The 18529-nt window shown below is 57.4% G+C and carries 17 protein-coding genes; 2 read left to right on the forward strand and 15 right to left on the reverse strand.

Translation table 11 applies throughout. The features are described 5' to 3' along the window. Window positions 1–55: 55 nt before the first annotated feature. From dmpG to F0M18_RS01695, 3 genes are all read right to left on the reverse strand, one after another. Complete coding sequence (dmpG, locus tag F0M18_RS01685) at window positions 56–1102, reverse strand: 4-hydroxy-2-oxovalerate aldolase (protein WP_394349376.1); 1047 nt, start codon at window positions 1100–1102, stop codon at window positions 56–58. Window positions 1103–1241: 139 nt separating this feature from the next. After that, window positions 1242–2150, reverse strand: coding sequence for an acetaldehyde dehydrogenase (acetylating) (locus tag F0M18_RS01690; RefSeq protein ID WP_149609643.1), 909 nt, complete (start codon window positions 2148–2150; stop codon window positions 1242–1244). A 145-nt stretch (window positions 2151–2295) separates the two neighbouring features. Further along, a complete protein-coding gene (locus F0M18_RS01695) occupies window positions 2296–3084 on the reverse strand; it encodes a fumarylacetoacetate hydrolase family protein (protein WP_149609644.1) in 789 nt (262 codons plus the stop codon). Window positions 3085–3209: 125 nt separating this feature from the next. On the opposite strand from F0M18_RS01695, the gene F0M18_RS01700 reads away from it, so the two are divergent. Then, window positions 3210–3893 carry a GntR family transcriptional regulator gene (locus tag F0M18_RS01700; protein WP_149609645.1) on the forward strand — a complete coding sequence of 228 codons (684 nt, stop codon included), beginning with the start codon at window positions 3210–3212 and terminating at the stop codon, window positions 3891–3893. A gap of 115 nt (window positions 3894–4008) precedes the next feature. On the opposite strand, the gene F0M18_RS01705 is transcribed toward F0M18_RS01700, so the two are convergent. The 10 genes from F0M18_RS01705 to F0M18_RS01750 all read right to left on the reverse strand — a co-directional run bounded on the left by F0M18_RS01705 (window position 4009) and on the right by F0M18_RS01750 (window position 16135). Continuing rightward, on the reverse strand, window positions 4009–4620 hold the full coding sequence (locus tag F0M18_RS01705; protein ID WP_149609646.1) for a glutathione S-transferase family protein: 612 nt from the start codon (window positions 4618–4620) through the stop codon (window positions 4009–4011). Next, window positions 4617–5411, reverse strand: a complete 795-nt coding sequence (locus F0M18_RS01710; RefSeq protein WP_149609647.1) for a glutathione S-transferase family protein — start codon at window positions 5409–5411, stop codon at window positions 4617–4619. The genes F0M18_RS01705 and F0M18_RS01710 overlap by 4 nt, the downstream gene beginning before the upstream one ends. A gap of 4 nt (window positions 5412–5415) precedes the next feature. Then, on the reverse strand, window positions 5416–6009 hold the full coding sequence (locus F0M18_RS01715; protein WP_149609648.1) for a 2-hydroxychromene-2-carboxylate isomerase: 594 nt from the start codon (window positions 6007–6009) through the stop codon (window positions 5416–5418). A 76-nt stretch (window positions 6010–6085) separates the two neighbouring features. Then, a complete protein-coding gene (locus tag F0M18_RS01720) occupies window positions 6086–7387 on the reverse strand; it encodes a DUF1329 domain-containing protein (RefSeq protein ID WP_149609649.1) in 1302 nt (433 codons plus the stop codon). 25 nt (window positions 7388–7412) lie between these two features. Then, entirely contained in the window at window positions 7413–9374 is a 1962-nt protein-coding gene (locus tag F0M18_RS01725; RefSeq protein ID WP_149609650.1) for a DUF1302 family protein, read from the reverse strand. Window positions 9375–9437: 63 nt separating this feature from the next. Then, the gene (locus tag F0M18_RS01730) at window positions 9438–11858 is read right to left on the reverse strand and encodes an efflux RND transporter permease subunit (RefSeq protein WP_262500796.1); all 2421 of its coding nucleotides are present in this window, start codon (window positions 11856–11858) and stop codon (window positions 9438–9440) included. 28 nt (window positions 11859–11886) lie between these two features. Further along, the gene (locus F0M18_RS01735; RefSeq protein ID WP_149609651.1) at window positions 11887–12870 is read right to left on the reverse strand and encodes a WD40/YVTN/BNR-like repeat-containing protein; all 984 of its coding nucleotides are present in this window, start codon (window positions 12868–12870) and stop codon (window positions 11887–11889) included. Between the two features lie 31 nt (window positions 12871–12901). Beyond that, window positions 12902–13693, reverse strand: coding sequence for a 2-oxo-3-hexenedioate decarboxylase (dmpH, locus tag F0M18_RS01740; RefSeq protein WP_149609652.1), 792 nt, complete (start codon window positions 13691–13693; stop codon window positions 12902–12904). 13 nt (window positions 13694–13706) lie between these two features. Next, complete coding sequence (locus F0M18_RS01745) at window positions 13707–15203, reverse strand: 2-hydroxymuconic semialdehyde dehydrogenase (protein ID WP_149609653.1); 1497 nt, start codon at window positions 15201–15203, stop codon at window positions 13707–13709. A gap of 2 nt (window positions 15204–15205) precedes the next feature. Continuing rightward, window positions 15206–16135, reverse strand: a complete 930-nt coding sequence (locus F0M18_RS01750; protein ID WP_149609654.1) for a catechol 2,3-dioxygenase — start codon at window positions 16133–16135, stop codon at window positions 15206–15208. Window positions 16136–16396: 261 nt separating this feature from the next. Here F0M18_RS01750 and F0M18_RS01755 point away from each other — a divergent pair, with 261 nt between their 5' ends. Further along, window positions 16397–17068, forward strand: a complete 672-nt coding sequence (locus tag F0M18_RS01755; protein ID WP_149609655.1) for a GntR family transcriptional regulator — start codon at window positions 16397–16399, stop codon at window positions 17066–17068. 75 nt (window positions 17069–17143) lie between these two features. Here F0M18_RS01755 and F0M18_RS01760 read toward each other — a convergent pair whose 3' ends face one another. Both F0M18_RS01760 and F0M18_RS01765 read right to left on the reverse strand, forming a co-directional pair. Next, a complete protein-coding gene (locus tag F0M18_RS01760; protein WP_149609656.1) occupies window positions 17144–17539 on the reverse strand; it encodes a GlcG/HbpS family heme-binding protein in 396 nt (131 codons plus the stop codon). A 42-nt stretch (window positions 17540–17581) separates the two neighbouring features. Next, entirely contained in the window at window positions 17582–18511 is a 930-nt protein-coding gene (locus tag F0M18_RS01765) for a catechol 2,3-dioxygenase (RefSeq protein WP_149609657.1), read from the reverse strand. Window positions 18512–18529 lie beyond the last annotated feature (18 nt).

Raw genomic sequence — 18529 nt, forward strand, 5'->3', positions numbered from 1 at the left:
ATGGCCCGCAGCACTCAGAGCGCCGGTGATGCGGCCCAGGGTCTGTTATCAGGCCCTAGATCGTACCGCGCTCTTTCGCCATGTCCAGCGCCAGGTCTTCGATCATGTCTTCCTGGCCACCGACGGTGCGACGGCGCCCCAGTTCCACCAGGATATCGCGACTGGACAGGTTGTACTTTTCCGCACTGCGCTTGGCGAATAGCAGGAAGGACGAGTACACGCCGGCATAGCCGAGGGTCAGTGCGTCCCGGTCGATGCGCACCATGTGATCCATCATCGGTACGATCAGGTCCTCGGCGATGTCCATTGCCTTGAAGGTGTCCACGCCGGTTTCGATACCCATGCGATCACACACCGCAATAAACACTTCCAGCGGGGTGTTACCTGCTCCCGCGCCGAGACCAGCCATCGAACCATCGATGCGGTTGGCCCCGGCCGCCACGGCGGCGATAGAATTGGCCACGCCCATGCCGAGATTGTGATGGCCGTGAAAACCGATCTCGGTTTCCGGTTTCAGTTCGGCCCGCGCCAGCGCCACCCGCGCGGTGACGTCGTCGGGCAGCATGTAGCCGGCGGAATCGGTGATGTAAACACAATTGGCACCGAAATCTTCCATCATCTTGAGCTGCACCAGCAGTTCTTCCGGCTCAATCATGTGCGCCATCATCAGAAAGCCCACCGTGTCCAGGTGGTCAATGCTGGCGGCCATGGTCAGGTGCTGCTCGGAGACATCCGCCTCGGTGCAGTGGGTGGCCACACGGATGGTGGATATACCGCAGTCCACCGCCATCTTCAGGTGATCGACGGTACCGATACCCGGCAACAGCAGGGCGGAGATTTTCGCCTGCTTCATTTCCTTGCACACCGCGGTCAGGTAGTCCTCGTCCGAGGCCGCCGGGAAACCGTAGTTCACCGAGGCACCACCGAGGCCGTCGCCGTGGGTGACTTCGATCAGCGGCACGCCCGCCTCGTCCATGGCCCGCGCCACTGTAACCATCTCATTCACGGTGATCTGGTGTTGCTTGGGGTGCATACCGTCACGCAGGCACATGTCGTGTACGGTGATTTTTTTGCCTTTCAATTCCACGTTACTCAACCTCATCTGTTCTCAACCCGAGCACGGTCCGTGGTGCCGGGATTGGTATGTCAGGACACGCCGTGAATACATCCATATAGGCTCGGGCTCGGCATCCATGCCTCGCACGGTCTGCCATACCAATCCCGGCACCACGGCCCTCAGTTCAAGCCGCAGCTGGGCTAAACTTACCCGCAAGTATCTCTTCCGCGTACATCTCCGCCGTGCGCAAACCGGCGGCCGTCATGATGTCCAGGTTACCGGCATATTTAGGCAGGAAGTCACCAAGGCCTTCCACCTCCATGTAAATCGATACCCGCTTGCCATCGAACACCGGGCCGTTCTTCAGGGTATACCCCGGCACATACTTCTGCACTTCAGCAATCATGTCATGCACCGACTGGGTGATGGCTTCCTGGTCCGGGTCATCGTGGGTCAGGCAGTGCACCGTATCGCGCATGATCAGCGGTGGCTCCGCCGGGTTGATGATAATGATCGCCTTGCCGGTGTGGGCCCCGCCGCAAACCTCGATACCTTTCGCCGTGGTGCGGGTGAACTCATCGATATTCTTGCGGGTTCCGGGGCCGGCTGACTTGGAGCTCACCGTGGCGACAATCTCACCGTAGGTGACATCCTGTACCCGGCTGACCGCTGCCACCAGCGGGATCGTCGCCTGCCCGCCGCAGGTCACCATGTTCACGTTCATGGCTTTTGCGGCCACCGCATCAGCGAGATTGACCGGCGGCACACAGAAGGGGCCGATCGCCGCCGGGGTGAGGTCGATCATCACCGCGCCCTGCTCGTTTACCTTGCGGCTGTTCTCGGCGTGCACGTAGGCAGAGGTGGCGTCGAAGCAGATCTGCACGCCATCTTCCCGCATCGTCGGCAGCATGCCGTCGACGCCCTCGGCAGTAGTTTTCAGGCCCATCTCCGCTGCGCGGGCCAGGCCGGGGGATTCCGGGTCCACACCCACCATCCACACGGGCTCGATGACATCGCTGCGCTGGGCCTTCATCAGCAGGTCGGTGCCGATATTGCCGGGGCCGATAATGGCCGCTTTGATTTTGTTGCTCATATTTTGCTCTCTAATTCTGAATCGTTGAACCTGCTGTAGGAGCGGCTACAGCCGCGATTTTCTTCGGCAGCTTCCCAGACTGAATCGCGGCTGTAGCCGCTCCTACAGGACACTGCCTGATCGGTGCGAACGCAGCCCCGCTCGCCTATACAAACTTACAACTGCAGCCGCCGATGCCCTCGATTTCCAGGCGCATCTCATCCCCCGCCACCACCGGTATCAACGGGGCCAGCGAACCGGACAGGATCAATTCCCCGGCCTTGAAAGGAATACCGAATTCGCCCAGGGTATTGGCCAGCCAGGCCACGGCGGTGAGCGGGTTGCCCTGTACGGCGCTGCCCAGACCCTCGGAGTGGAATTCACCATTTTTCCAGATGGTCATCTTCAGGTTGGGCAGATCGTAATCGCGCGGGTCCACTTCTTTCTCACTCAGCACATAAACACCGCAGGAGGCGTTGTCTGCCACGGTATCCTGGATCTTGATTTTCCAGTCTTCTATACGAGAATCAACGATCTCGAAACACGGGATGATGGTTTCGGTGGCGTCGAGCACATCCGCTTCAGTAACGCCCGGGCCGACCAGGTCTTTCTTCAGGCGGAAGGCGATTTCGCCCTCGGCGCGTGGCGCAATCAGGTTGCCGGCAATGGGAATCTCCGCGGCGTCGGGGTAGGCCATGGCGTCAGTAAGGAAACCGAAATCAGGCTGGAAAACGCCGAGCATCTCTTGAACCGGCTTGCTGGTCACGCCAATTTTCTTTCCCACGACCTTCTCGCCTTCATTGTCGAGGCGGTGCTGCAGCATACTCTGGCTGATGTGATAGGCGTCCTCGATCGTGATTCCAGGCTCCTGCTCGGTGAGCGGTCGGACGCATACCTGCGCCCGCAGGGCCTGGTACAACGCTTCCCCATGCTGTTGAATTTTTTCTTCAATCATTGTTACGCACTCCAGCGAACCGCCGAGAATTTAAAAATATATATTTTGTGCTGAATTGCCTATAATATATATTTTCTGCCGTAAGGCAATAGCTGATTACCGCTTTAGAAACCGAGACGACGCATATGCCCCCTCCAGACAGCGCCAGCACGCCCAGCGACAACCCGCACAAGACACTCAGTGACCGAGTTCACGCCTGCCTGCGACGGGACATCATCGAGGGCACCTGGTCGCCGAACGCAAAACTGGGCATAGAGCAACTCTGCTCCAGCTACTCCGTCGGCGCCACCCCGGTGCGCGAAGCACTGCAGCGTCTCAGCGCGGAGGGCTTCGTGGTCATGACCGGGCAACGCGGTTTTCGCGTGGCAGATGTTTCCGAGCGGGAGTTGCGTGAACTCACGGAACTGCGAATCGTCAACGAGGGCCTGGCCCTTCGAGAAAGCGTGGAGCATGCCAACGATGAGTGGGAAGCACGTGTGGTGGTGGCGTTCCACCAACTGCAAAAAGTAGAAAAGCAATCGCAGCCGGATCTGGAGCTTTGGGAAACCCGCAACAATGCCTTCCATGTCGCCCTGTCAAGCCAGTGCGAATCCCAATGGCTGAAACGTGTATGCGAACTGCTTTATGACCAGCACCGGCGCTATCGCATGCTGGCACGGGTGGAGCGCGCCGGTCGTGACATTCATGCCGAGCACGAGGCCATACTGGAAGCGGCACTGGCAAAGGACATACCGCAACTCCTGCACCGACACGAAGCGCATATACGCAACACCGTGTTATCGCTTGAAAAGACACTATTTTCGCGTTGAGGAAATCAGCGCCCGGCTTGCAACATCGAAAATCGGGCCAGGATGCGCTTCAACAAGCGAGGCAGCACCGGGTGGCGTGCACGCGCGGGCATTTTGACGTCAGCTGGTGCAATGCCTACGGCGCTGTGAAATAAGTCGGGTACGCAGCATCCCAGGCTGGGCGATCCTGCAATGCCTTGAACCAGTCACGAAGCCGCGGGAAATCGCCATCGACACCCGCCCCGTAAGCCTCAGCCACACCACATCGCGCGCCCAATGCAAAGTCTGCGATACCCGGGGCTCCGGCCGATAACGTTCCTGCTTCCGACTCCAGCCATGCCAGGCAATCGCGCCACCTCGATTCGCTGTCGCGTATGCGCCGCCAATCCCAGTCAGCCTCCGGCCTGGCGCGCTTCTCAAACACCAGTTCTCGCAGCGCTGGCCCCACCACCTTGTCGGAGTAGGCATGTAGATTGCGCGCAGCCGCCTGCTCGACGGCGGCCACGGGAATGAAACGTGCGCGAGCATATCGAGCATCCAGGTAGTCGAGCATAACGCCTGACTCCCAGATCACCACGTCGCCCTCCACCAGTACCGGTACTGTACCGGTAGGGCTGAGACGCAGCACCTCCGCGTGTTTCTCCCCAAGCCGGGTGTCGACGCTGTTGTAGCCAAGCCCCAGTTCCGCCAGCGCCAGACGCACCTTCCAGCAGAAAGGGCAATCAGTGCGTTGGTAAAGCGTGATCATCGTTCGTTGAGATGCACGGCAATTTTGTTCCACACCGTGGTGCCCTCTTGCTGCAGCCGCGCCGTCAATGCTGCAGGGAAATCCTCTGCAACCGCTTGCTGATAGGACGACCTCTGTTGGCAGCGCCCTACCCAGTCAGCAACGCGCGGGCAGTCCTGATCATACAGCGCCGTCCAATTAAACTGGGTCAGGGTCTGGAAATATGGCGCCAGGCAGACATCGGCAAGACTGAAGCTCTCTCCCACAACCCACTGGCTGGTTTCAAGCGCTTGCTCCATATCCAGTATTGTGCGGCGATAGGTCTGCACCGCGTCGGCGACATCTGGCGCATCCAGGCCCAGTTTGACCAGGCGTTGCTGGCGCTCGCGGCGCGGCTTTTCCGGAATGCGCTCAAGGATTGCGTCGCGTTCCCGTTGCGGCTTTTCCATGAGCTTGGGGCGCATCACCATTGGCCACTGCAATGTGCCGCAGGCGGGATGCAGCTTGACATCAACATGCTTCATCCAGAAGCGGACTTTCGACCTCAAATACGTATCCCCAGGCCTCAGCGCGAACTCAGGCCAGGTGTCATCGAGATATTCGCAGATGATGCTGGACTCAATAACAGGCCTGCCATCATGCACCAGGGTAGGCACCACACCCAGTGGATTGAGCTTCAGGTAATCCGGCGCGAGGTTTTCCTTCTCCTGCAGATTGACGTGATGGGCTACCCAATCCAGGCCTTTCTCCGCCAGTACAATACGAACCTTTTGCGCACAGGGAGACATGGGGTGCGTGTAGAGTTCAAGCATGGCGCTATACCTTTCTTAAGCGCAGGCTGTTAAGGTGATCCAGCACATAGTCGATGCGATCCGACCCCCAGAATAACTCGTCGCCCACTCGAAAACTCGGTACGCCAATCAGGCCCAGAGACTGTGCCTCGGTCCAGTTAGACTCCAGTTGCTCCAGGTAGGTGTCGTGGGTAAACGCATGCTGCAGCGCTTCTTTATCCAAGCCGATCTCCTTGCCTACGTCCAGCAGAACCTGCTCGTCCCCGATGTCCAGTCCTTCCGCCCATTCAGCGCGCATCACCTCCACAATCCACTCCCGCAGCAAGCCACATTCCTCTGCCAGCAACGATGCGGCCCCGGCCTTTGTTGGGTCTGTGTCAATGGGAGGGGGCGTCATCGGAATACCCATTCTGGCAGTAATGCGGCGCACATCCTGCCGAGTTAGCGGAACTTTCACTTTGGCCCGTTCCGGAGAGGAACGCCCGGACCAACCCCCGAGTGGCCGCCACACCAGGTTGGTGTGGAAGTCGTCATAAATCGCGAACAAGGTTTTCGAAGCGATATAGCAGTAAGGACTGCGAAAGTTGAAATACAATGTCACGTCAACGGCGTCTGTCATGTCGAAACCTCAAGAAAAAGAGCCAACTCCACGGGCCACACTGAACCGGGAGTTGGCCAACACCACGGAGGAAAGACTAGCGCCCTTTGGCACGCATATTCTGCACGGTAAACAGCTTGACCTCGTTCAGTTTGGGATCGACCTGTCCCTTGAACTGGCCAGTTGTGCAGTGACCTGCCTGGATGTCCAGCATGGAAAAAGCATCGTCGATGGAAACGCCGGTGCCCTTGTTCTTTTCCAGATGGTGGTCAGGGTGCGCCTGACCGATGAGCCAGGATTTCCACAGGTCACCTTTGCGGTCATAGATCAACGTACGGGGCAAGGTGAACGTTTGCGCGTCGACGTAGTGCGTACGTTTGCTGATCGGGTGGTTCTCATCGATCGGGTCAGACTCCAGCACATAGACCTTCCGCAACTGCCAGGTAATGTTCGGGAAGCAGCCTCCCTTGCCGCCAAAGTCGACAAACTGATAGCCATCTTTCTCTTCAAGGTCAGTGGCCAGTTCCAGTTCGTTGTGGTTGAAGAACGGCAGCATGATGTTGCGCGTGCCCTGGTAGCTCCAGTTCATGTCTGAGATGCGGCCGTTATAACCCTCGAAGTCTTCAATCATGATGTCCGCTCCCAGGAAGGCATCAGTGATCTGGCCTGATGAGAGGCGACGCACTCGACGCTGAAAACCGAGGTACAGCCAGGTATTGTCTGCAGTCTGGTCATCCGAAGAACGATGGATCAGCAACTGCGTGTTTTTCACATCGAACGGTTCGAGCACCTGCACATAAATGGCCCGGAACAGGTCAGAGGGGTTGTCCGCGAACTCTGGTACGGGTTCATGCTGCACCCGGTGCTTGTAGTTGAGGAAGTGGAAGTTGAACTTCAACGTGCGCTCAATCTTGCCCGACTCCAGATCCCTGTAGCGCCAGTAAAAGGGATAGATCGCGGCGCTATCCCCCCAGTTGTAACCATACTTGTAGTTCCATGCCAGCTTCTCTCCGGCGCGCGGGTCGTCGGCGCTCGGCTCTTCCGGGAACGGGCGCCCGGCCACAAAACCGTTAATCTGGCCCAGTTCGTCTCCAAGTGAAACCTGTCCCAGATTCTTGCGTGTCGCCTCGACATAGTTGGGATGCAGATCGAAAGAGGTCGTCTCCCCCACCTTCATTTCCCACCAGCCATTCTTCAACTGCTCGTAGGTCGCGGGATCCAGTATCTCCTTGAACTGGTCCGCGTTGCTTGCATTAATCGTCATGCCGACGCTGAGTCCCTCATAGGACGGTGCGCCTTCGCGATAGGGATAAAAGGATTCATCCACAACATCGGCATAGGAGTGGCTTACGCCTATGGCCGCGGCCATGGCTATCGTGGTAGCTGCTCTCTTAAACATTTGAACTCTCCAGTTTGTTATCTGATTAGAACCGGTAACGCAGGGTGACCTGAAACTCGTCTTCTTCGCTGGCACTACCCAGTGGCCCCGAACGGAAACGACCCAGCGGCTGAATACCACTTAGACCAACCGAACCGGACTGGTTGGGGTCAGCATGCGCCGGGGTTGCGGTAAAGGGCGGGAAGGGATTACAGGTCCGGCAATCGTCGAATTCCTGATCGCCCATGCCGTCGCCAAACTTGATATTGAAGCCGACGATCAGACGCCAGTTGTCATTGATCAACCAGTCTACCGAGGGCGCGAAGGTGCCGGCCCCGGCTTCGTAATCGTAGGCCATGATGACCTGAGGGCTGATGGTGTCTGACTTATACCAGCCCTTAACCAGCAGTGTCATGGTGTAGTTGTCTTCCCAATCTGGCATGCCGATATCGCCTAGGGGGGCACGCTCCAACTCATGGTCAAGTAAGTGCTGACCAAACACCTGGCCCGAGATCAGGAAGGCGCGGTTTTTGTTCAGGATCGGGATGAAGGTGTTACGGTCGATGCCCAGTACCCAGCGGAAAACATCGGATTCGGAATACAGGTCGGGTTCAATCGTATTCGCGAATTCCTCACCCTGGGTATAGGTCGTCTCGACGCGGAAAACGGTCTTCAGGCTATCGACGTAGAAATCCAGCGATCCGCCGAACAAATCCACTTCCGGAAAATCGATATCGAAAGCAATAAGATGATCCCAGTCTGCCATTTCTCCGGTGAAAGCGTTCATGGATACAATATCACCGCGCAGTACCGGCAATTGTTGATAGTAATGGTAGTAATTGAGTGAGAAGCCCACGCTGTTGTAGACGCCTTCCAGTTTGATACCGCCCTGGTCATGGCCATCAGGCAGGTTCACCTGGCGGATACCAATAACCCCCGGCGCGAAGTCCGCCGCTATCAGGCCAGGATCGTCAAGGCCGATGGCGCCAGCGGGGACAAAGTTGGAAACGGTACAACCGTTTTCCCAGCAGTTGTTCATGGCGCGGAAGAAAGAGCCGGCGTCAAGTATGGAGTAAGGCGTGCCACCCTGACCCAGCGCATTTGGCCGGAACTCGTCAAAGTTCCAGACCAGCTGCAGATTCAGGTCATCAAAAATTTCAGTCGCACCCCAGCGATACTCTGCGGTGGCCATCCACTGGGGGATGCGGATGTCTTCCAGTTCGTCGTAAATATTGTGCCGTGAGTAATCTACAGGATTGATAATATCCAACACACGGAACAGGTCAGTCCGTCCCCAGACTACCTGCTGCTTGCCAACGCGAAAGAACAACTCAGACATATCCCCGGTCGGGACACTACCTTCGAAGTAAAGCTCACGGATAAAGTCCAGTTGATCATTGAACTCCGGGAAGCGGAGGTCATTGGTATCAAAGTCCATGTAGTCATCGAGGCCACAGCCCCGACTGTCCTTATCACAGGGCCGTACGGGCACACCGATGGTCACCCCCGCATTCGGATTGTGCATATCTTCGCCAAGGACTTTCAGCCCCTGGTTGGGATTGCGGCTGACATCGAACAGGAATCCCGGCGGCACAGCGCCAGGAGGCCCGCCATTACCCAGTATCGACTGTCCCCAGGGTGAGTTACCGTTACCGCCATAGATGGCCTGTGCAGTGGTACTGCCAGCGTTTTCGAAGGAGCGGGGGCCACCGGCATTCTTCCCGTACTCATCGTCGTTGATATCGTAGACGGCGTCGTAGGTGGCACGCAGCGTGCCGCTGACGCGGAAATTGTTCATGCCGAACTTCTTGCCGAAGTCTTTACTGAACTCAAACTGCCCGGTGTTGCGGGATTTGGAAATACCAGCGCCGTCCCGATAAAACGTGGCATTTTCGACAAAGCCTGCCATGTCCCACTCTTCATCCTGGGCCTGGGCATTTACCAAACCCAGCCCGGCCAGGATTGCGGTACTTCCCAGCGCACTTAGCATCTTATTTATCTTTCGCATCGGAATCCCCTCTTGAGGTGTTCTTGAAATGTCGGCCGTGGCCGTCAACCAGGTAAAACATCATCAAGCCGCTACCGGCTCGGCATGAATTTCATCGTCCAGCAACTCGGCATCCACAATAAATGCAGGCCTGAAGCGCACTATCCAGGCCGGCACCAGGTTGGCAGCGGCCCAGGCATTGAGTATCAACATGACCACCAACAGCAGCGCTGCGTCAGCCTGGAAGCGCAGATCCGAGACAAAAGCCCACATGACAACACCACCGATCAAAGCCGTAGCCGTAAAGGCAATCGCTTTACCAGTGGTGGCAATGGCGTGCCGGATACCCTTGCCCAGATCGCCATCCGCCCGCGCGGTTTCTTCCCGAACCCGGTCCATCATGTAAATTGAGTAGTCGATACCAACACCGATACCGACGGCGATAATCGGCACGGTATTGACGTCAATGCCGATTCCGACAACACCCATGTAGGCATAGGTTGCGACCGTGCAGAATGTCATCACCAGGAACATCAGCCAGCCCGCATGCAATGACCAGTAAAACAGCGTGACAAAAAGGAAAATCAGTGCCATTGCGGCCGGGATAATGACCATGTTGCTGGCGAAAGCAGCCTCGTTGATTGCTGCGGTAACGCCGATCGGGCCACCCGCTAGGCGCACCTCCAGGCCCTCGACCTGGTTAGCCGGATCATCGATCCATTGCTTCGCCATATGGATGGCACGGCGCAGTGTTTCGCCTTTGTGATCCTTGTAGAAGAACACCAGATTGGCGGTCTGGTCGTCGGTATCGACAAATTCCTTGAGCGCCCCGGGAATCGGGCTGGAGGCCATGAACGCAAACATCAGACCGCCCACATAAGACGCTTCATCAGGAATGACGGACCAGCGCGGGTCGTCGTTATGAAGTATCCGGTTGACCTGTTTCACCAGGTCAGGCATGCCCTTGGTGCCGCCCATTTCCGGGTCCTTCAACATATGAATCTGCAGGTCCTGCAGGGCGCGCAAAACCTCGGGACGCTTCATACCACCGGGCTCGCTGGTATGGGCCACGATGTACATTTCCTCGGAACCGGGGAAATTATCGTTGATGTTCTTCGAGGAGATGTTGTAGTCATGGTCGGGATAGAGAATGGGCGAGCCCGGCTCCGACTCACCTATCTGCACCTTCGAGCTGAGGAAGCCACCACCGATGTAAACCACCAGCGCCAGCGACAAGACGGCCAGTGATCCGTTCTTGCTGGTGACAAAGCGGGCCAGTGCCGCGAACACACCCGCCTGGGCATTGTCGGCGGCGTCTCCGCTGACTTTACTCAGGGGCAGCAGGGACAACACCAGTGGCACCGCGATCAGCACGGTGATCACGACCGTTCCCGCCCAGATCGATGCGTATATACCCAGCTTGACGTTAATAGGCGACGAGCCCAGGGAGATGAGCAGCAGGCCCACGGCATCAGATACGATACCCAGCGTGCCTGGCCGGAACAGGGTTTCGAAGGTGCGGCGTGCAGCGTCGTGATTGTCCACCGCCTCGTGCGCCTCCTGGTAATAGCGTTCTACCAGCTGGATGCCGTGAGACATCGCCCGCGCGGTGATCAGGAATGGAATGACCAGTGTCAGCGGGTCCAGGTTGTAGCCGAGCAACGAGACGATTCCCAGACCCCACGTCGCCGAAATCATCACCCCCACCAGCGGCAGCAGTATGCCGTAGACCCGCGAACGGAAATACGCCACCAGCAGCGCCAGGAGAATCGCCATGGTCAAAAAGAAGATCTGCATGATCTGGCCGAGATAGCTGTAGACCCAGCCCATCAGCACCGGCTGGCCGGTCGCGTAGATATGCACGCCCGGTGCGGACTCACTGGCGCGAAGTTCTTCCACCTCCTGCTTCAGCTCACCCAGCTGACGAAATATCTCTACATAGTCGAGCTGGCCTTCGTTGAAGGTGCCGCGGATCAGGGCTGATTTCAGGTCAGGCGAGACTAGCAATCCATACACCGTGGGATTTGCCATGACATCCAGGCGCAGCTGATCAAGCTGCTCGCGGGACATGTCCGGATACAGCGGATCGTAGTAGGCCTCGGAATTCATGTTGCCCATTTCCGTCAGCCAGGTTTTGCGCACAGTGCGGTGGGTCAGGCTGCGCACCAGGTTGTGGTTAACACCGGGCAGGGAATCGACGCCGAGAGTGAGCCGATGAATTCTTGAGAGCGTATCAGCATTGAAGATATCACCCTCTTCTACCGAGATCGCCATCACCACATTGTTGGCGCCGCCGAAGGTGTCCTTCACATCATTGTGCAACTGGATATACGGGTGCTCCTGCGGTAGCAGGTCGGCGAAGTTGGAATACATTTCCAGGTAGGGAATGCGGCTGGCAAAGAACAGCGTCGCCAGCAGAATTACGGCAAGGAACGATTTCGGATGATAGAAAACGAAGACCTCTATCATTCTGAAGAACCGGCTGATCACACTGTCTTTTTTCACGATGTTTTACCTTTTATCCGCATGGTCATCAGCGGACCGCCAGCGGGATCAGCGCCAGGGCACCCCCACCTCCGGCCACCAACAGGGAACCGTTTTCCAGAACATCTACGCCGCGCATGAATGCCAGTACCTCGGGGCCACCCTCAAAGCCAGTCCACGCACCCTGCTTGAGTTCGACCAGCTTGCCACTGCCGCCCACGGCAAAGATGCCATCTGCGCTGGCGTGCACGTTGTAAATCGGCGCAGAAGTCACTGACATCTGTCGCTGCCAACTATTGCCACCGTCAACTGTCTGCCAGATAACGCCATCCAGCCCCCCTGCCCAGCCGGTTGTTGCGTTCAGGAAGTCGACGCCCATGGGGTAGAATTCGTTGGGTATGGGTTCCCGGGATTCCCAGGTGTCGCCGCCGTCGCTGGATGCCAGTACCGTGCCAAACTCACCCAGTGCATAACCGTCGCGTTCATTCAAAAAGCGAACGGTAGTGAACTGCAGATCTTCATAAAGGCTAAACTCGTGCCATTGCTCGAGGGTTTTATCCGTCCAGTACAGTGTGCCGAAGCTGGCAGACACCCAGAGACGGCCATTGGGCGCGCAGTGAATGGAAAGTGTGTTTTCAGGCGTATCGATTATTGTGGGCACCCACTCCCCGGCAGCGGACTCGTGCCAAATGCGCCGCTCCGCGTCCAAAGCGTAGAATTCGCCACTGCTGCATGCTGTGACGTCAATAAGCGCCGGCCGGTCGGGTAGCTCATGACGGCGCCAACTCTCGCCATTGTCACCAGAAACAACGATGGCCCCTACCGAACTGACCGCCACGACTGTTGCACCGCTGTGGGCAACGGCCTGCAACATGTCATAACGCCGTAATGGCCGCTCTTTCTCTGCTTCCACCTGTTCCAGGTTCAATGGCGCTTCGCACGCGGACAACATCAGTGTGACTACCAATGGCAGCAGTACCCGTGACCATGGCACCCCGGGCAAATGTTGCAGCATTCTGTTTATGATTTTCATGATGCTGTTTCCTGGGAGGTAAGGCCGGGCCTTACACAAACCTCATGCTGATTGAGCCCATGTCGTGGTAGCGCACGGTGATGTTGTCCCCGGCAGCAACGGCAACCGCCGCGGTGACGCCGCCGGTCATGACAAACGTCCCCGCCGGCAGTTCCTCACCGCGCTCACCGAGCATATTGGCGAGCATGGCAACACTGGCAGCTGGGTCACCGAGCACCGCCGCACCGGTCGCCAATTCCACGATCTCACCGTTCTTCTCCATCACCACCCCGCATGTACGCAGGTCCATGTAATCCAGGGGACGACTGTGTCCGCCAGTCACGAAGCGCGAGGATGAACTGTTATCCGCCACCACACTCTTGATATCGAACTTGAAATCGCGGTAACGCGAATCGATGATTTCAACCGCAGGCAGTACGAATTCCGTCGCTGCAATCACATCGGCCACGTGAACACCGGGTCCCTTAAGCGGCGCCCTGGTGACGAATGCAATCTCAGCTTCCACCTTTGGATGGATCAATTCAGTAGTCTTGATAGCTGCCCCGTCAGGGCAGCTGAAGTAATCAGCAAGAAAACCGTAACAGGGCTCTTTTACGCCCATCTGTGCCATCTTGGCCCAGGATGTGAGACCCATTTTCATGCCGACGATCTTGTTACCCCTGGCTTCCTTGCGACGACGAATCGCCCACTGGATGTCGTAGGCATCCTCGAAATCCATATCCGGGTAGTCATCAGTGATCTTGGTGACATCACTGGCCTCAAGCTCGGCGTTTTCCAGGTGCTCTGCCAGCTGCTCTACAGTCTCGGGGCTTAATGTGCTCATCTAGTCGTGTCTCTCAGATCTTGATGCAGACGTTCTGCATCTCGGTATAAAATTCCAGTGAATGCTCTCCGCCCTCACGTCCCATGCCGGATTCCTTGGCTCCGCCAAATGCAGTGCGCAGGTCACGCAGGAACCAGCTGTTGACCCAGGCGATCCCGCAATTGATGGCGGTGGATACCCGCAGGGCGCGAGAGGTATTTTCGGTCCAGATGGCAGCAGCCAGGCCGTAGTCGGTATCGTTGGCCAGCGCGATCGCTTCATCTTCCGTATCGAACGGGCGTACATGGCAACAGGGGCCAAAGATTTCCTCGCGGTTGACGCGAGCATCGTCGGCAAGACCCGTCCAGATGGTGGGCTGCACCCAGGCACCGCCGGCCAACTCGGGGGGCATGTCTGGCACACCTCCACCCAGAACAACTTGCGCGCCCTCTTCCACGGCCAGCTGGTAATAGGACAGCACCTTGCGCTGGTGCTCGTGTGACACCAGGGGCCCCATGTCGGTATCGGCATCCTGCGGCAGACCCAGCTTGAACTTGCCGGCCTCCTCGGCGAGGCGAGCGACAAATTCATCGAATATGGGACGCTCCACGTAGACACGCTCCGTGCCCAGGCAAACCTGGCCACAGTTGGCGAACGCTGAGCGCAGTGTGCCTTCAATCGCCTTTTCCAGGTCGCAGTCAGCGAACACAAGCGCCGGATTCTTGCCGCCACACTCCATCGACACATCGCGCAGCCCTTTTGCCGCGGCGCGTGTAATGATCTCCCCGGTTCGGGTCTCGCCCGTGAAGGTGATGGCATCGACGCCTTTATGCTCGGTGAGAAAGGCGCCGGCAGAGTCGGCACCGAAACCGTTGACGACATTAAAGACGCCGGGCGGCACGCCGGCCTCGTTCATTACCTCTCCCAACAGTGAGGTAGTCGTTGGCGTCTCTTCCGAGGGCTTCACCACCACGGTATTACCGCAGGCAAGTGCCGGGCCCACTTTCCAGGTCATCAACAGCAGGGGCAGATTCCAGGGACTGATCACCGCGATCACGCCCTTGGGCTTGCGCACGGCAATATTGAAAGCTCCCTTGCCGTCCGGCGTAGCCATCTGGAACGCTTCCGTGGCGAAGTTTTTCACCGCATCGGCGAATACCCTGAAGTTCGCTGCGCCCCGGGGTATATCGATGTGGCTGGCAATGCCGTGCGGCTTACCGGTATCGGCACACTCCGCTTCCAGAAACTCTTCGAATCGCGCATCGATACCGTCAGCCACGCGGTGCAGGATTTCTCCTCGCTCGGCATCACTCATCTTGCCCCATGGCCCGTACAGTGCGGCGCGGGCTGCCCGCACTGCCGCATCCACGTCTTCACTGGTGGCTTCATGAACTTTTCCGTTCAGCGCCCCGGTACAAGGGTTGACGTTATCAAAGGTCTTGCCGCCCGAGGATGACCGGTACTCTCCGTCAATAAAGTTCCTGACTTCACTGACTGCGGGCGCAGCTCGCTTGGATGGGGAACTGGACACGATCAGCTCACCACAGAGAGGAAGTTTTCGTTGAGCTCACGATCGTGATAGAAGATCGCCTTGCCGAGCTTGTCTGCATCCCAGGTCGTGACCGGATGATCCGGGTAGGTGTAGTCACCGCCGGCAAACACCTCAGTCCGATTACCCGATGGATCAAAAAAGTAGATGGTCTGCCCGTGGGTGAGCCCGTGACGTGTAGGGCCGATATCCAGCGGTATGTCATGCATGGCGATCAAGTCCGCCGCGCGCAGGACATCGTTCCATGTGTCAAGATAATAGGATGTGTGATGCAACTTGCCCTTTTCCGGATGCCGAATGAAGGCCACATCGTGCGCTTTTGTCGATACCGTCAGGAATGCGGCAAGGCGGAAGTCGTCGTTGTCCCGGTCAATGACCTGCTCTGATAGCTGAAAGCCCAGCACATTGGTCATCAGGTCGACTGTGCCGTCGAGATCGTCGCCGTAAAGCAGCGCATGGTCAAAGCGTGTGGCTTTCATGCCCTTAAGGTCTTCGGGCCATGCTTCGGGATTGTTTTCGTGAACGCCCCACTTGCCGGTCTGTTCTTTTTCCGCGAACAGCTCCAGGAAATGGCCGGTTGGCACCTGGAAGCGAATACGCTCACCGCAGCCGTCCAGCTCGCCCGCCGGGATTGTCTCCACCTCGCAACCGTAATCGATAAGGTCTTGTTTGCGGGCCTCCAGGGTCGCCTCATCCAGCACCTTGAACCCCATGAAGTCCATGCCTGCCTCGTCGGCGGGACGCAAAACCACCGACCACGCGTCGATCTCAGTCCAGCCCTTCAGGTACACGCGGCCCTGGTCATCGCGCTGCACCTCGATCAAGCCAAGGCGATCCCGGTAATGGACCACCGCTTCTTCCAGATCCAGGACGCGCAGTTGAACGTGCCCTGGTCGCATAACGCCTTTTCTCATGATTATTGTCTCCGTCGCCTGGATCTGCCGAGGCAGATCTATATGAAAAGCTTTTTATCGATATTTGGATGGATTAACGATAGTCGATATTTCAAACGCTAACAACTTATTATCGATATTTAATGGTTTTAACGATTTTGTTGTTAATGTCGAATTGATCTAAAAATTCCATCGAATATCCGCCAGTGTCGGAATATCCTCGCAATAAGCAGTTCTTGGATTTAATCTCTATATTTCGCCCCGGGGCATGGAAACGGACACATGGAAGCAAAGACTCTTACAGACCAGGCCTATCAACAGTTGCGGGAGGACATCGTTCACGGAAGGTTCGGTCCGGGTGACAAGTTGGGTATCGAACTGCTGAAACGCACCTACGGTGTCGGCGCAACACCTTTACGGGAAGCGCTATACCGGTTGAGTTCAGACGGCTTCGTACTGGTGCAGGGCCAGCGCGGCTTTCGTGTCTCTGAGATGTCACCGGAGGAACTGGAAGACATCACCGACCTGCGTGTGGTGCTCGAGGGTATGGCCCTGACCCAGAGTGTGGAGAACAGCGATGATGACTGGGAATCACGCGTGGTAGCGGCCTTTCACCATCTCACCAAGGCAGAAATGCAGGCAGAGCCAGACCTGCAGGAATGGGAAGTCCGCAACCGGGAATTCCATCTCGCCCTGGTCTCATGCTGCCACTCGCCCTGGCTGATGCGGTTTCACGAAATTCTGTACGACCAGCATAAGCGCTACCGCAACCTGGCACGCATCGACAGGGCTTCCCGGCGTAACGTTCACGAGGAGCACACCGCTATCTGCGACGCGGCCCTGGCCAAGGATGTTTCGGCGCTCTGCGCAGCCAACGAGCAGCATATCCGCCGTACCGCAGAGATCACCAAGAAGCTGTTACAGGAAAATCTGGAGGTTGCGCAGAAAGCCTGATCTATAGCGCAGCACCTTGACCAGCTGGTAAATCGCTATCCACGACGACGGGGAACAAGATACGCAAGGGCGAGATCAGTTTTGCCCCGCATGCTGGACAGCAACCCGCGCAATCGCCCTATCCTGCTCTGCTGTCGCGCCCGAAATACCGATAGCGCCGACCGCTACTCCGCCACACAGAATAGTCAGTCCCCCGGGGAAGGCCGCCAGCCCGTGATTGGACAGTTCCATACCGACAAGTTTTTCTGCGCTGATCAAATCGCCGAAATTCCCGGTCTCCATTGGAAACAGCACTGCCGTACGCGCCTTGCGCTGAGCCACATCGATCGCACCGAGAATTGCGCTATCCATGCGCCTGAACGCGAGCAAGTGGGCCGCGGCATCGACAACGGCGACACAGACCGCCACACCAAGCTCGTCGGCATAAGCTACCGCACGATCCAGAATGGCTTCTGCCTCTGCGCTGTTCATAGTCACCTCACCAAGCGGACTGCACCGCTATCCCGATAGCGTTCAGGTCACAACACCGAGAAAATTCTCATTCAACTGACGATGGTGATAGAAAATCGCCTTGCCCAACTGTTCAGCATCCCAGGTTACAACAGGATGATCGGGATAGGTGTAGTCGCCACCGGTGAATACTTCGTTGCGGTTACCGGATGGGTCGAAAAAGTAGATGGTCTGGCCGTGCGTTAACCCGTGCCGCGTGGGACCGATATCCAGGGGAATATCGTGCATCGAGATCAGGTCGGCTGCTCTCAACACGTCGCTCCAGGTCTCCAGATAGAAAGAGGCGTGATGAAACTTGCCATTCTCAGGGTGACGCACCAGTGCCACATCATGCGCTTTCATTGAGCACGCCAGGAATGCTGCAACCCTCAGGTCTCCGTTGTCGCGGTCCAGAACCTGCTCTGAAAGCTGGAAGCCCAGGACTTGCTGTAACAGCGCAGAGGTGCCATCTATATCTTCCCCGTAAAGTAGACAGTGGTCGAAACGGGTTGCGCGCATACCCTTGAGCGCTTCCGGCCACGCTTCAGGATTGCGTTCACTAATACCCCATTTACCCGTCTGCTCCTTCTCCGCGTACAGTTCGAAAAAGTGGCCAGTTGGGGAGTCGAACCGCACCCGCTCACCACAACCGTCCAACTCGCCCGCGGGTATAGTCTCCACAACACAACCATAGTCAATCAGTTCCTGCTTGCGTTGCTGCAGTACATCGGGCCCGGTGACCTTGAAGCCCATGAAGTCCATGCCGGGCTCTTCCGCCTGTCGCAGGACCACGGAGAAGCGGTCGATTTCAGTCCACGCTTTCAGGTATGCCCTGTTGTGGTCGTCCCGGCCCACCTCGATCAAGCCCAGCCGATCGCGGTAGTGAACCAATGCCTCTTCCAGATCCAGCACCCTTATTTGGACATGGCCGGGTCGCATTACGCCTTTTCTCATGGGTATCTCTCGCTTCTA

It is taken from the genome of Pseudohalioglobus sediminis, assembly GCF_008370495.1.
In the GTDB taxonomy this organism is placed as follows: domain Bacteria; phylum Pseudomonadota; class Gammaproteobacteria; order Pseudomonadales; family Halieaceae; genus Halioglobus.